The organism is Streptomyces sp. NBC_00299 (genome assembly GCF_036173045.1).
Classification (GTDB): Bacteria; Actinomycetota; Actinomycetes; order Streptomycetales; family Streptomycetaceae; genus Streptomyces; species Streptomyces machairae.
Genome location: NZ_CP108039.1, coordinates 2,787,873 through 2,801,845 on the forward strand (window position 1 = coordinate 2,787,873; position 13,973 = coordinate 2,801,845).

Genomic DNA, 13,973 nt, shown 5'->3' on the forward strand with positions numbered 1-13,973 from the left:
TCAGCCCAGCAGCACAATTTCCGCCGCGTCGAACTCCGCGCCGACGGCGTCCCCGACCTCGGGCGCCTCCCGCAGCGCACACGCCGCCTCCAGGCGCGGCGCGCCCTCCGGCTGGAGGTGCACGGCGACATGCGTGCCCCTGAACGTGCGCGCCGTGACCGTGCAGCGCAGCCCCGAGTCCGGGGACACGAGCCGCACCCCGGCCGGCCGTACGAGCAGCGTCCGGGTGCCCTGTGCGGCGTCCTCGCCCACGGGAAGCTTGCCCCAGGGGGTGTCCGCGGCCTCTCCGGCGACCGTTCCCTCGACGACGTTGTCGAAGCCGAGGAAGCGGGCCACGAACTCGTCCACCGGACGCTGCCACACCTCAAGAGGCGTACCGGTCTGGGCGATCCGCCCGTCCCGCATCACCACGACCCGGTCGGCGAGCGCGAAGGCCTCGCCCTGGTCATGCGTCACGGCCAGCACCGTGGTGCCCAACCGGCCGAACAGTTCCCGCAGTTCGACCACGAGCCGCTCCCGCAGCGAGCGGTCGAGCTGGCCCAGCGGCTCGTCCAGCATCAGCAACCGCGGCCGGGGCGCGAGCGCACGGGCCAGCGCCACGCGCTGCTGCTCACCGCCGGACAGGGAGGCGACGGCACGGCGGGCGGCGCCCGGCAGTCCGACCAGGTCGAGCAACTCCCTTACCCGATCGGCCTGTTCGGAGTTCGAGGAGCCGTGCATCCGTGCCCCGAACGCCACGTTGCCGCCGACGTCCCGCTGCGGGAAGAGCTGATGGTCCTGGAACATCAGGCCGACGCCCCGCTTGTGCGCGGGCACCCCCGCCTGGTCCCGCCCGTCGAGCAACACCCGGCCCTGGTCCAGTGGCTGGAGCCCGGCCACCACCCGCAGCAGCGTCGACTTGCCGCTGCCGCTCGGCCCCAGCACGCACACGATCTCGTGCTCGGCGACGTCGAGGCCGACCCCGTCCAGCACGGCCCGCCCGTCGAACCGGACCGTCGCGTCCGCAAGGCTCAGCAGCATCTAGAACTCCCCCGTCCGGTCGGTGCGCAGCCGCTCCAGCACCAGCAGCGCCACCGCGCACACGATCATCAGAATCGTCGAAAGGGCCATAGCCTGGCCGTAGTTGAGATCGCCGGCCCGCCCGAGGAGCTTCGCCACGGCCACCGGCAGGGTCGGGTTGTCAGGCCGCGCGACGAACACGGTCGCCCCGAACTCGCCCAGCGACACCGCGAAGGCGAACCCGGCCGCGATCAGCAGCGCCCGCCGTACCATCGGCAGGTCCACCTCACGCCAGACCCGCCACGGCGACGCCCCCAGCACCGAAGCCGCCTCGCGCAGCCGCTGGTCCACGGCGCGCAGCACGGGCAGCATGGTCCGTACGACGAACGGCACGCCGACCAGCGCCTGGGCGAGCGGGACGAGGATCCACGTACTTCTGAGGTCCAGCGGCGGCTCGTCCAGTGCGATCAGGAACCCGAACCCCACCGTCACCGCGGACACCCCGAGCGGCAGCATCAGCAGCGCGTCGAAACCGCGCACGAACCGGCCCGCGTCCCGCCGGGTCAGCGCGGCCGCGGCCAGACCGCCGATCAGCACGGCGATGAAGGTGGCGACGACGGCGTACTGCAGGGAATTGCCGATCGCCTCGATGGGCGGGACGAGGAAGACCCCGCCGTCGGCACTGGTCAGCGCCCGGTAGTAGCCGAAGTCGGGCACGTCCAGCGACCGCTGCACCAGCACGGCCAGCGGCAGCACCAGGAGTACGGCGACGACGACCAGGACACCGGCCAGCAGCGACCACTGCCCGGCGCCGCGCGGCCGCCGCGCTGTCACCGACGCGTCCACCAGGCGCAGGGCGCTCTCCCGTCGCCGTACCGTCCAGGCGTGCACGGCGAGGACCGCGCCGACGGCGAGGAACTGGACGATCGTCAGAACGGCGGCCGTGGACAGGTCGAAGATCTCGGACGTCTGCCGGTAGATCTCGACTTCGAGCGTCGAGAACGTCGGGCCGCCGAGGATCTGCACCACACCGAAGGAGGTGAAGGTGAACAGGAAGACCATCAGCGCGGCGGCGGCCACGGCGGGGCCCAGGGCCGGGAGGGTGACGGTCCGCCAGGCGGTGAGGCGTGACGCGCCCAGCATCCGCGCGGCCTCCTCCTGCCGCGGGTCGAGCTGCGACCAGAGCCCGCCGACCGTCCGTACGACGACGGCGTAGTTGAAGAAGACATGCGCGAGCAGGATGGCCCACACGGTGGTGTCGAGCCGTACGCCCCACAGCTCGTCCAGGAGTCCGCCGCGGCCGACGAGCGCGAGGAACGCCGTACCCACGACGACGGTCGGCAGCACGAAGGGGACGGTCACCACGGCCCGCAGGATCTGTTTGCCGGGGAAGTCGAAACGGGCGAAGACGTAGGCGCCCGGCAGCGCGATCAGCAGGGTCAGCGCGGTGGAGGCGAGCGCCTGCCAGGTGGTGAACCACAGGACGTGCCGGATGTCGGACTGCCCGAGCACGTCCAGGAGACGCCCGAACCGCCAGACCCCGTCGACCTTCAGGCCGCGCGCGACGATCGCGGCGACGGGAAGGGCGAAGAAGACCGCGAAGAACGCGACGGGCACGGCGATGAGGCCGAGCCGCACCGCCGCGCTCCGCGCGCGTCCCTCGCGGAAGGCGCCCTTGCGAGGGCCTACTTCAGTACGAGCGAGGTCCACGACTTGACCCAGTCGTCACGGTTGTCGGCGATCTTCGCCGGGTCCAGGGTCTCGGGGTTCTTGGCCTGCGGGCCGTACTTCGTGAATTCCGGCGGTACCTGGGCAGCCTCGCGCACCGGGTAGACGAACATGTTCAGCGGCATGTCGTCCTGGAACGTCTTGGTCAGCATGAAGTCGAGCAGCGCCTTGCCGCCCTCGGCGTTCTCGGCATTGCTGAGCAGACCCGCGTACTCGACCTGCCGGAAGCAGGTGCCGGTCGCGACGCCCGTCGGCGCGGTCGTCGGCTTCGGATCGGCGTAGATCACCTCGGCGGGCGGCGAGGAGGCGTACGACACGACGAGCGGACGGTCGCCCTTGGCCTTCTTGCCGCCGGCGGACCCGGAGAACTCTTCGTTGTACGCCTGCTCCCAGCCGTCGACGACCTTCACGCCGTTGGCCTTGAGCTTCTTCCAGTAGTCCTGCCAGCCGTCATCCCCGTACTCGGCGGCGGTGCCGAGCAGGAAGCCGAGGCCGGGCGAGGAGGCGGAGGCGTTCTCGGTGACGAGGAGGTTCTTGTACTCGGGCTTGATCAGGTCGTCGAAGGAGCTCGGCGGGGTCAGCTTGTGCTTGCTGAAGTACGCCTTGTCGTAGTTGACGCAGATGTCGCCGGTGTCGATCGGGGTGACCCGGTGCTTGTCCCGGTCGACCCGGTACTCGGGCAGGACCAGGTCGGAGCCCTTGGCCTCGTACGACTGGAACAGCCCGTTGTCGAGCGCCCGCGAGAGCAGGGTGTTGTCGACGCCGAAGAAGACGTCGCCCTGCGGGTTGTCCTTGGTGAGGATGGCCTTGTTGACGGCCTGCCCGGCGTCGCCGTCCTCCAGGACCCTGACCTTGTAGCCGGACTGCTTCTCGAAGGCGGCGAGGACGCTCTTCGAGACGGCCCACGAGTCATGGCTGACGAGCGTGACGGTCTTGGACCCGCCGCTGCCGCTGCCGCTGTCGGCGTCGGACGACCCGCACGCGGACAGCGCGGGCAGCGCGACGAGGCCCAGCCCGACGGCCAGGGCCACGGACTTCACCGTGGACTTCTTGGTGATGCTCACTAATTCCTCCTGGGGGTGACCAGGAAGAGACGCGGCCCTGCCCGCAGCCCTTGGGAGGGCTCCGGGCAGGGCGCAACAGCTCGAGTGGTGACCGATCTCCCTACCCAGAATGACCTGGGCCAGGTTCGGAGGGTCTGCGGCCGATGCCGCACTCTCAGCGCTGTGGCGCTCCCCTGTCGGAATATGAAGATGTATTTACGCCATATGAAAATGTACCTACGGCGATCAGACTACCGTTCGGTCGCGGCGAGCTGCCCGCACGCCCCGTCGATCTCCTGACCACGGGTGTCCCGAACCGTCACCGGCACACCATGCGCGGCGATGGCCTCGACGAACGCCTTCTCGTCCTCGGGGCGCGACGCGGTCCACTTGGAGCCCGGAGTCGGGTTCAGCGGGATCAGGTTCACATGCACCGGCCTGCCCTTGAGCAGCCGCCCGAGCCGGTCACCACGCCAGGCCTGGTCGTTGATGTCGCGGATGAGCGCGTACTCGATGGACAGCCTGCGGCCCGACTTGGCGGAGTACTCGAAGCCGGCGTCGAGCACCTCGCGCACCTTCCACCGCGTGTTCACGGGTACGAGGGTGTCGCGCAGCTCGTCGTCGGGCGCGTGCAGCGAGATCGCGAGCCGGCACTTGAAGCCCTCGTCGGCGAACCGGTGGATGGCCGGGACGAGACCGACGGTCGAGACGGTGATCCCGCGCTGGGACAGCCCGAGCCCGTCCGGCTCCGGATCGGTCAGCCGCCGAATGGAGCCCACGACCCGGTTGTAGTTGGCGAGCGGCTCACCCATCCCCATGAAGACGATGTTGGAAAGCCGGGCAGGCCCACCGGGTACGTCCCCGTCCCGGAGCGCACGCATCCCGTCCACGATCTGATGCACGATCTCGGCGGTCGACAGATTCCGGTCCAGCCCCGCCTGCCCCGTGGCACAGAACGGGCAGTTCATCCCGCACCCCGCCTGGGAGCTGATGCACATGGTCACCCGGTCCGGATAACGCATCAGCACCGACTCGACGAGCGTCCCGTCGAACAGCCGCCACAGCGTCTTGCGCGTGGTGCCCTGGTCGGTCGACAGATGCCGCACCACCGTCATCAGCTCCGGGAACAGCTCCTCCCGCAGCTTGGCGCGCGCCCCGGCCGGGATGTCGGTCCACTGCTCCGGCTCGTGCGCGTACCGCGCGAAGTAGTGCTGCGAGAGCTGCTTGGCACGAAACGGCTTCTCGCCGATCGCAGCGACGACGTCCTTGCGCTCGGCAGGAGTGAGGTCGGCAAGGTGCCGCGGCGGCTTCTTGGCTCCGCGGGGGGCGACGAAAGTGAGTTCTCCGGGTGCAGGCATAACTCCCCCAGTGTCGCAGATCAACCGAGTGCGATTCGTCCGCTCCATGTTCACGTCAACGACTCGGATCAGAGCGCAGGGGAGCTCGACTCCCTCACCTGGCTACCACCGGAGCCGCAGCGTTCGGCGAGCAGGCGCTTGCGATGGTCTCTGCGGCGGAAGGCGGTGACGAGGACGATGACGGCGCCGATGCTGATTCCGAGCATCGGGAGAAGGATGGCCAGTGCCAGCCACCCTCCAAATGTGACAAGGCCTCCGGGGTCCCCGATGGCGTACCGGGACGGCCCTAGGGAGGTGCAGGTGACCTGGTAGTCGCCTGCCCGCGGCACGTCGATGGTGTAGAGCGGGTTCCAGGTCTCGTCGCGGGTGAGGAACACGTCGATTGCCGGATCGGTGAGACGGGGGTCGCCCGGACCGGTGATGCCGCACGCCTGGTCGGATGACGGGCCTCGCTCCTTGATCCAGATCGCCTTCTCGCGTCCCGGCTCGAGCCGCAGAGTGACGGTGTCGCCGTTGGCGAACTGGTTGACCGTGTCCACCGCGTCGATCGCGCTTTTGAACCGGTACACACCGATGGCCACACCCAGCACGATCAGCACGACGGTGATCGCGGCCGCCGCTGCATACCAGTGACGGCCGGGCCGGAGTTCGTTCGCCGGTATCTGCGGCGACGGCAAGGGCTGCATCGACACACCCTAGATCACCGGCGCTGCCCATCACCCGCCCCGTTATCGCAGCCCACCACTCGCCCCGGCTCCCTGTCCGTCTGCCCCATTCGGCCGGCACTCGCAAGCGGCGCCTGCTCCATCCCGGAGTCGTAGCGCCCCACCGGAGGCACCTCCTTGAAGGGGCCGCGGCGGTTGCTGCTCGCCTTGTGGCCGTGGCCCTGTCCATGTGGGCGGGCGTCGGCGCAGCCGGGGCGGAGTGGGCCGAACGCGGCGCCCCGAGCGGAGTCGGGGAGCCCGCCCGGCGAAGCCGGAGGGCCCCGCTCGGTCAGAGCGGAGGCCCCCAGGTACGTACATGTACGGACGTCAACCCGAGCCCACGAACAGCACCATCAGCAGCCACACCACCGGCGCCGTCGGCAGCAGGGAGTCCAGTCGGTCCATGATCCCGCCGTGGCCCGGCAGCAGCGTGCCCATGTCCTTGATGCCCAGGTCCCGCTTGATCATCGACTCGCCGAGGTCACCGAGCGTGGCGGTGGCCGCGACCGCGAGGCCCAGGAGCAGGCCCTGCCACCAGGTGCCGTCGTCGATGAGGAACTGCATGCACAGCGCGCCCGCCACCATCGCGAAGCTCACCGCGCCGAGCAGGCCCTCGCGGGTCTTGCCGGGGCTGATGCGCGGGGCGAGCTTGTGCGTGCCGAAGCGCCAGCCGACGGCATACGCGCCGGTGTCGCTGACGACCGTCAGGAGCAGGAACGTCAGGACCCGCCAGGGTCCGTCGTCGGCGGTCAGCATCATCGCGACGAACGTCGCCAGGAACGGCACGTAGAACGCCGCGAAGACGCCCGCGGTGACGTCCTTGAGATAACCCTCCGGCGGCTCCGTCATCCGCCAGACCAGCACGGCCAGCGAAGTCAGCGCCATCGCCGCCCAGGCGCCCTCGGCACCCCGGGCGTACCCGGCGACCACCATGGCCGCACCGCCGAGCGCGAGGGGGACGAGGGGCGCCTTGATGCCCTTGCGCTCCTCCAGCCGCTTGGTCAGTTCCCACAGGCCCACGACCACGGCGACCGCGACCACACCGACGAACACGGCCTTGACGACGAACAGCGACGCGACGATCACCACGCCGAGCCCGACAGCGACCCCTATGGCCGCACCCAGGTCGCGCCCCGCGCTCTTCTTCTGCGGCGGGGGCGCCGGCTGCGGGGAGTCGTGCATGGGCTCCGGATTCTGCTGCGCCGCCTCGGAGGGCCGCGCCTGCGACGTGTCGTACGGCCGCGTACGGGGCGGCTGTTCGCGGAACAAGGGGCCGCTCAGCCGAGCGGCCCCCCGATCGTCATCCTGGTCTCCGCCATACGCGGGTACGTCGGGCACGATGGGCATGGGGCGAGTCTGCTGCGCCTCAGGCGCATCGTACGCGGGACCCGCCGGGGCAGCCCCCTGGACAGGTCCACGCGCGGTGGTCCCCCAGTACCCGGCATGACCGGCCTGCCCGGCTTGTGGCGGCGCCCCCCAGGAAGAGTCGTTCATCAGACCTCGAGCAGCTCGGCTTCCTTGTGCTTGAGGAGCTCGTCCACCTGAGCAACGTACTTGTGCGTGGTGTCGTCGAGCTCCTTCTCCGCGCGGCGGCCCTCGTCCTCGCCGATCTCGCCGTCCTTGATCAGCTTGTCGATGGCGTCCTTGGCCTTGCGGCGGACGGAGCGGATGGACACCTTGGCGTCCTCGCCCTTGCCCTTGGCGACCTTGATGTAGTCGCGGCGACGCTCCTCGGTGAGCTCGGGGAACACCACTCGGATGATGTTGCCGTCGTTGCTCGGGTTGACTCCGAGGTCGGAGTCGCGGATCGCCTGCTCGATGTTGCGCAGCGCGCTCTTGTCGAACGGGGTCACGACGGCCATGCGCGGCTCCGGCACGGAGAACGAAGCCAGCTGGTTGATCGGCGTCGGCGCACCGTAGTAGTCGGCCACGATCTTGTTGAACATCGCCGGGTGCGCACGGCCGGTGCGGATCGCGGCGAAGTCCTCCTTGGCGACCACGACGGCCTTCTCCATCTTCTCCTCGGCCTCGAGGAGGGTCTCTTCGATCACCACTTGCTCCTGCGTGTCTTGAGTAAGGCCCGGCTGCGGTTCCTCGGTGGGGCGGCGGCCGGCTGCGTCGCGTCTTCTTCCTGCACGGTTCCCGACCGGCAGGACATTGTCCATCCCCCGGTCAGGGTCCGTCCCGTCCGTCCCCCGGACGGGCTTGTTGTCGGAGCGTCAGCCCCGACCGCCCTGCTCACCCACAAGCGTGCCGATCTTCTCACCCTTGACGGCGCGCGCGATATTGCCCTCCGCCAGAAGCTCGAAGACGAGGATCGGGAGCTTGTTGTCGCGGCACAGCGTGACGGCGGTCGCGTCGGCCACCTTGAGGTCGCGGGTGATGACCTCGCCGTAGCCGAGGGAGTCGAACTTGACGGCGTCCGGGTTCGTCTTCGGGTCGGAGTCGTAGACCCCGTCGACGCCGTTCTTACCCATCAGCAGCGCCTCGGCGTCGATCTCCAGGGCGCGCTGCGCGGCGGTGGTGTCGGTGGAGAAGTACGGCATGCCCATACCGGCGCCGAAGATGACCACGCGGCCCTTCTCCAGGTGCCGTACGGCGCGCAGCGGGATGTACGGCTCGGCGACCTGGCCCATGGTGATGGCGGTCTGGACCCGGCTGTCGATGCCCTCCTTCTCCAGGAAGTCCTGGAGGGCGAGGCAGTTCATCACGGTGCCGAGCATGCCCATGTAGTCGGAGCGGGCCCGGTCCATGCCGCGCTGCTGGAGTTCGGCGCCGCGGAAGAAGTTGCCGCCGCCGATGACGACCGCGACCTGCGCACCGTCGCGCACGACGGCCGCGATCTCGCGGGCGATCTTGTGCACCACGTCGGGGTCGACGCCGAGGCCCCCGCCGCCGGAGAAGGCCTCTCCGGACAGCTTCAGCAGGTACCGGCCGCGTACTTTGCCGTCGTCGCTCTTCTGGGCCTTGGTGGTCATCGAGATCCCGCCTTTGTTACGTGGTGCACATACGAAGAAGGCCACTGCCGGTTGGGGTGTGTTTCGCATCCCATGCGCGGCAATGGCCTCCTCGTCAGATCTGCTGTCGTCCGTCACGCGCGCGTGCGTGGTGACGGCGTCCGCGGACGACTGCCCTCGACCTTATCGGGGTCGGGCGCCGATCGCGGTACGGACTCAGATGCCGACCTTGATGCGCGTGAAGCGCTTCAGGGTGACACCGGCCTCGTCCAGAACCTTCTGGACGGACTTCTTGTTGTCGAGCGCGTACGGCTGACCGAGCAGCGTGGCGTCCTTGAAGAAGCCGTTGAGGCGACCCTCGACGATCTTCGGCAGGGCGGCCTCGGGCTTGCCCTCGGCGCGGGTGGTCTCCTCGGCGACACGACGCTCCGACTCGACGACCTCGGCCGGCACGTCCTCCTTGGCGAGGTACTTCGGCGCGAAGGCGGCGATGTGCTGGGCGATGCCCTTGGCGACCTCGGCGTTCGGCTTGTCCAGCTCGACGAGGACACCGATCTGCGGGGGCAGGTCGGGCATCGTGCGGTGCATGTACGCGAGCACGAAGCCGTCGCCGTACTGCGCGAAACGGTCCAGGACGATCTTCTCGCCCAGGTTCGCGTTGGCCTCGTCCACGAACGCCTGGACGGTCTTGCCGGCCTCGATCTCGGAGGCGAGCAGGGCCTCGATGTCGGCCGGGGAGGTCTTCGCGACGTGCTCGGCGATCGCGGTGGCGACGGCCTGGAACTTGTCACCCTTGGCGACGAAGTCCGTCTCGCACTTCAGCTCGACGAGGACACCGGAGGAGTTGTCGTCGGCGATGATCGAGACCACGGCGCCGTTCTCGGCGGAGCGGCCCTCGCGCTTGGCGACGCCCTTCTGGCCCTTGATACGGAGCGCCTCGACGGCCTTCTCGACGTTGCCCTCGGCCTCGTCCAGCGCCTTCTTGCAGTCCATCATGCCGGCGCCGGTGAGCTCACGGAGCTTCTTGACGTCAGCGGCGGTGTAGTTCGCCATGAGTCTGTGAATCTTTCTCGAAGTCTGGAAGATCGAAGATCTACGGGGTCTGCGGCCCCCATGTAGGCGGAAGCCGCTGACCTTTCGCCGACCTACGGGTGAACGGCGGGAGCGGACTTCACCGCGCCAAAGGCGCAAGTGGGTGCAGTACCGCTCCCGCCGTCAACCCTGACGCTGACGGTGTCAGGCCTGCTCGCCCTCGGCGGCCGGGGCCTCGGTGGCGGGGGCGTCGGCAGCCGGAGCCTCGGCAGCCGGAGCCTCGGCGGCCGGGGCCTCGGCAGCGGGGGCCTCGGCGGCAGGGGCCTCGGCGGCAGGGGCCTCGGCGGCAGCCGGAGCCTCGTCGGCCTTCTTCTCGCCCTCGAGCAGGTCGCGCTCCCACTCGGCGAGCGGCTCGCCCGCGGCCTTCTCACCCTTGTCGCCGGTGGCGACGCCGGAGCGGGCGATGAGGCCCTCGGCGACGGCGTCGGCGATCACGCGGGTGAGCAGGGTGACGGAGCGGATCGCGTCGTCGTTGCCCGGGATCTTGTAGTCGACCTCGTCGGGGTCGCAGTTGGTGTCGAGGATCGCGACGACCGGAATGTTGAGCTTCCGGGCCTCACCAACGGCGATGTGCTCCTTCTTGGTGTCCACGATCCAGACGGCGCTGGGCACCTTCTGCATCTCACGGATACCACCGAGGGTCTTCTCCAGCTTGGCCTTCTCGCGGGAGAGGACGAGCAGCTCCTTCTTGGTGAGGCCGGAGGCGGCCACGTCCTCGAAGTCGATCTGCTCGAGCTCCTTCAGGCGCTGCAGGCGCTTGTAGACGGTCGAGAAGTTGGTGAGCATGCCGCCCAGCCAGCGCTGGTTGACGTAGGGCATGCCGACGCGGGTGGCCTGCTCGGCGATGGCCTCCTGCGCCTGCTTCTTCGTGCCGACGAACATGACCGTGCCACCGTGGGCGACGGTCTCCTTGACGAACTCGTAGGCGCGGTCGATGTACGACAGCGACTGGAGCAGGTCGATGATGTAGATGCCGTTGCGCTCCGTGAAGATGAAGCGCTTCATCTTCGGGTTCCAACGACGGGTCTGGTGACCGAAGTGGACGCCGCTTTCCAGCAGCTCCCGCATCGTGACGACGGCCATGGCCGTTCTCCTTGAATTTCTCGGTTGTGCCGCGGGTGCCGGACGGCTCCCGCGCCTGACGCCCACATGCGCCGTGCCACAAAGGACCGAGAGGCGCTGATACGGACCGTCTCCGGTTGTCGTATCGGGGCGTGCGAAGTCGACCCGGTGACCCGGATCGCCAGAAGAAGTGTACGGGACCCGCGAGGTACCGGGTGACGCCGCTGTCCACAACCCGGGAGTTATCCACAGATCCCGGCCGTGATCGGCGGGGTTGGGGGACGGTTCTCGCATGCGAGCGAAGCAATGTGCGAGGGCGGCGGGTGCCGCGAGGGCGGCGATGACGGCGATGACGGCGATGACGGCCAGGAACGCCAGGACGGCCAGGACATTCGGACGGCTGGTGGTGCTGTTGCTCCTGACGGCGGCCGTGCTGCTGTCCCCGGCACCACGACTGACCCCGACCGCCGCGAGCGCCGGCGCCGCGTCGGCCCCGGACCCGACCGTGCCGACGGTCGGCCGGGCATGGCCCGTGGGGTCTCGCCCGCCGATCCTCCGCGCCTGGGAACCCCCGGCGACACCGTACGGGCGCGGCCACCGGGGCGTGGACCTCGGCACCCCGGCCGGGACACCGGTGCGGGCGGTGGCGCCGGGGCGGATCTCCTTCGCGGGCCGGGTGGCGGGCAAGGGGGTCGTGTCGGTGGAGCTGACGGGGACCGGGGATCCGCCGCTGCGGACGACGTACGAGCCGGTGCGGGCGGTACTGAAGAAGGGCGCCGAGGTGGCGGCGGGGGAGGTCGTGGGGACGGTGGAGCCGACGGGCTCGCACTGCACGGGAACGTGCGTGCACTGGGGTCTGCGCCGAGGCGACGCCTACCTGGACCCGTTGTCACTCCTGCCACCGGGGCTGCTACGCAGGGGACCGTCGCGGCTGCTGCCGGTGCTGGGGGTGCCGTTGCCGACGTAGCCGACCCGACCGGCCTAGCGGACCTGGCCGGGGCAGTCGACCCGACCGACATAGCCGACCCGACGGCGCAGTCAACCCGGCCCAGCGCCGTCCGACGCACAACCCCGCACACGGTCCCGCACAGACCTTGGCCCGCCGCAGCCTCCAGGTCGGCAACTGCGCCGACCTGCCGGAAGGCCGCCGGCCGCCGGGGCCCGCGGACGCTCTTGCCGCCGAGGCATCGGCGCCTCAGCGGCGCCCGGCAGACCGACTCGCGCAACTGCGGGCAGTCGTGCCGATGGGGCTGCGCTCAGCCCAGTGAGGCGGGGCGTCGCCGGTATCAGGCCACGCCCGACCCCGGCCTACTCCCAGCCCACAAAGGCGGCACGCACCGACATCGAACCGCGCCAACCTCGACCCAGCCCCGACTCACAGAGGCGGCACCCGCCGACATCGAACCCCACCCAACCCCGACCTCGCCCCCCACGCCGGCCGCCCCCTCCGACACCAGGCAGCGGCCACCTGCGCACCCCGCCGCACTCAGCCCCGAACGCCCCTCAGGGCCATCGAGACAGCCGCCTCCGTAATCGCCGAAGGCTCCTCCGCCGCCCCCAGCTCGATCCGTCGCACGGCCGCATCCACCACGCCCTGCAGCAGCATCGCCGCCAAACGGGGCTCGGCGTGTCCCATCTCCGCCAGCGCCTCGACGATCATCGCGACCAGCCCGCCGTGCGCCGCCCGGATCTTCTCCCGGGCCCCCGCGTCCAGCTCGCTCGCGGAGATCGCCACCACGGCCCGGTGCCGCCGGTCCCCGACGAGGGCGAGCTGCTGCCGGACATACGCCTCGACCTTGCCCTCGGCCGTGGCCTCACGTTCCATCGCCGCCGAGACATCCGCGGCCCACACGGGAAAGTCGACCTCGCACAGCTCCTCGACCACGGCGGCCCGCGACCGGAAGTACTCGTACACGGACGACCGCGCGAGCCCGGTCCGCTCCGCGAGGGCGGGGAAGGTCAGCGCCTCCGTCCCGCCCTCGGACAACAGGGATCGAGCCGCATCCAGCAGGGCGGCTCGCTGCATCGACCGGTGCTCGGCCACGGAGGCCGCTCGAATCCTTGGCACATGAACCACTTTACGGACGCACCCGCGCCGACGGGAGTCTCTCCGCCCAACCCGACAGACGTACCGCCAGGTCAACGACCGAAGCCGGCCAGCTTCGCCCGCAGCTGCAGCACGGACTTGGTGTGGATCTGGCTCACCCGGCTCTCGGTCACGCCCAGCACGTTCCCGATCTCCGCCAGCGTGAGCCCCTCGTAGTAGTACAGCGTCACCACGGTCTTCTCCCGCTCGGGCAACGTGTTGATCGCCCGCGCCAGAAACCGTCGCAGCTCCCGGTCCTCGGCGACCTCCACCGGGTTGTCCGCGGCGGTGTCCTCCAGCGTGTCCATGACGCTGAGCCCGTCGCCGCCCTCGCCGCCGACGTGCAGCAGCTCCTCCAGCGCCACCACGTTGGCCAGCGACAACTGACTGAAGACCGAGTGGAGTTCGTCCACCGCGATGCCCATCTCGACGGCCACCTCCGCCTCCGTGGGCGTGCGCCGAAGCCGCGCTTCCAGCGTCGCGTAGGCCCGCTCGACGTTGCGTGCCTTCTGCCGCACCGACCGTGGAATCCAGTCCAGCGCTCTGAGCTCGTCGATCATCGCGCCCCGGATCCGCGTGATCGCGTACGTCTCGAACTTGATCTCTCGGTCGATGTCGAACTTCTCGATCGCGTCGATCAGCCCGAACACCCCCGACGACACGAAGTCCGCCTGCTCCACATTGGGCGGCAGGCCGACGCTGACGCGGCCCGCCACGTACTTGACGAGCGGCGAGTAGTGCAGGATCAGCTGCTCGCGCAGCCGCTCGTCCCCCGTCGCCTTGTACGACCGCCACAGCTCGTCGAGTGTCGAGGGAGCGGGCGGCCGCACGCTGCCACCGTCACGGGCGGCTGGGGGGATCGCCGCCCGGTCGGACCCGGAGGTGTGCTGGGGCATTCGTTGCCTTGTGCCGTTCTGCCGTGAAGTGGGGGTGCCTGGGGGAGC

At 69.9% G+C, this 13,973-nt stretch carries 13 protein-coding genes and 1 riboswitch; of the genes, 1 reads left to right on the forward strand and 12 read right to left on the reverse strand.

Annotated features, from left to right (window positions below; genetic code table 11):
• The 10 genes from OHT51_RS12065 to rpsB all read right to left on the reverse strand — a co-directional run bounded on the left by OHT51_RS12065 (position 1) and on the right by rpsB (position 10,964).
• Positions 1-1,020 (reverse strand): ABC transporter ATP-binding protein, encoded by a 1,020-nt coding sequence (locus tag OHT51_RS12065; RefSeq protein WP_328878926.1) that lies wholly within the window; start codon positions 1,018-1,020, stop codon positions 1-3.
• Positions 1,021-2,622 carry an ABC transporter permease gene (locus OHT51_RS12070; protein WP_328884304.1) on the reverse strand — a complete coding sequence of 534 codons (1,602 nt, stop codon included), beginning with the start codon at positions 2,620-2,622 and terminating at the stop codon, positions 1,021-1,023.
• 62 nt (positions 2,623-2,684) lie between these two features.
• Positions 2,685-3,791: a thiamine ABC transporter substrate-binding protein gene (locus tag OHT51_RS12075; protein WP_328878927.1), complete on the reverse strand. Its 1,107-nt coding sequence runs from the start codon at positions 3,789-3,791 to the stop codon at positions 2,685-2,687.
• Positions 3,792-3,870: 79 nt separating this feature from the next.
• A riboswitch (TPP riboswitch) is annotated at positions 3,871-3,976 on the reverse strand.
• A 45-nt stretch (positions 3,977-4,021) separates the two neighbouring features.
• Positions 4,022-5,128, reverse strand: a complete 1,107-nt coding sequence (rlmN, locus tag OHT51_RS12080) for a 23S rRNA (adenine(2503)-C(2))-methyltransferase RlmN (protein ID WP_328878928.1) — start codon at positions 5,126-5,128, stop codon at positions 4,022-4,024.
• A 68-nt stretch (positions 5,129-5,196) separates the two neighbouring features.
• Complete coding sequence (locus tag OHT51_RS12085) at positions 5,197-5,814, reverse strand: hypothetical protein (RefSeq protein WP_328878929.1); 618 nt, start codon at positions 5,812-5,814, stop codon at positions 5,197-5,199.
• Positions 5,815-6,159: 345 nt separating this feature from the next.
• Positions 6,160-7,326: a phosphatidate cytidylyltransferase gene (locus OHT51_RS12090; RefSeq protein WP_328878930.1), complete on the reverse strand. Its 1,167-nt coding sequence runs from the start codon at positions 7,324-7,326 to the stop codon at positions 6,160-6,162.
• Positions 7,326-7,883 (reverse strand): ribosome recycling factor, encoded by a 558-nt coding sequence (gene frr, locus OHT51_RS12095; protein ID WP_062666818.1) that lies wholly within the window; start codon positions 7,881-7,883, stop codon positions 7,326-7,328. The genes OHT51_RS12090 and frr overlap by 1 nt, the downstream gene beginning before the upstream one ends.
• A gap of 168 nt (positions 7,884-8,051) precedes the next feature.
• Positions 8,052-8,810 (reverse strand): UMP kinase, encoded by a 759-nt coding sequence (gene pyrH / locus OHT51_RS12100; protein ID WP_328422897.1) that lies wholly within the window; start codon positions 8,808-8,810, stop codon positions 8,052-8,054.
• A 195-nt stretch (positions 8,811-9,005) separates the two neighbouring features.
• Positions 9,006-9,842 carry a translation elongation factor Ts gene (tsf, locus tag OHT51_RS12105; RefSeq protein ID WP_328878931.1) on the reverse strand — a complete coding sequence of 279 codons (837 nt, stop codon included), beginning with the start codon at positions 9,840-9,842 and terminating at the stop codon, positions 9,006-9,008.
• A 183-nt stretch (positions 9,843-10,025) separates the two neighbouring features.
• Positions 10,026-10,964, reverse strand: a complete 939-nt coding sequence (gene rpsB, locus OHT51_RS12110; RefSeq protein WP_328878932.1) for a 30S ribosomal protein S2 — start codon at positions 10,962-10,964, stop codon at positions 10,026-10,028.
• A gap of 328 nt (positions 10,965-11,292) precedes the next feature.
• Here rpsB and OHT51_RS12115 point away from each other — a divergent pair, with 328 nt between their 5' ends.
• Positions 11,293-11,910 carry a murein hydrolase activator EnvC family protein gene (locus tag OHT51_RS12115; RefSeq protein ID WP_443052706.1) on the forward strand — a complete coding sequence of 206 codons (618 nt, stop codon included), beginning with the start codon at positions 11,293-11,295 and terminating at the stop codon, positions 11,908-11,910.
• 519 nt (positions 11,911-12,429) lie between these two features.
• Here OHT51_RS12115 and OHT51_RS12120 read toward each other — a convergent pair.
• Both OHT51_RS12120 and whiG read right to left on the reverse strand, forming a co-directional pair.
• Positions 12,430-12,987, reverse strand: a complete 558-nt coding sequence (locus OHT51_RS12120; RefSeq protein WP_328884306.1) for a TetR/AcrR family transcriptional regulator — start codon at positions 12,985-12,987, stop codon at positions 12,430-12,432.
• Between the two features lie 95 nt (positions 12,988-13,082).
• A complete protein-coding gene (gene whiG, locus OHT51_RS12125; RefSeq protein WP_328422905.1) occupies positions 13,083-13,925 on the reverse strand; it encodes an RNA polymerase sigma factor WhiG in 843 nt (280 codons plus the stop codon).
• Positions 13,926-13,973: the final 48 nt, after the last annotated feature.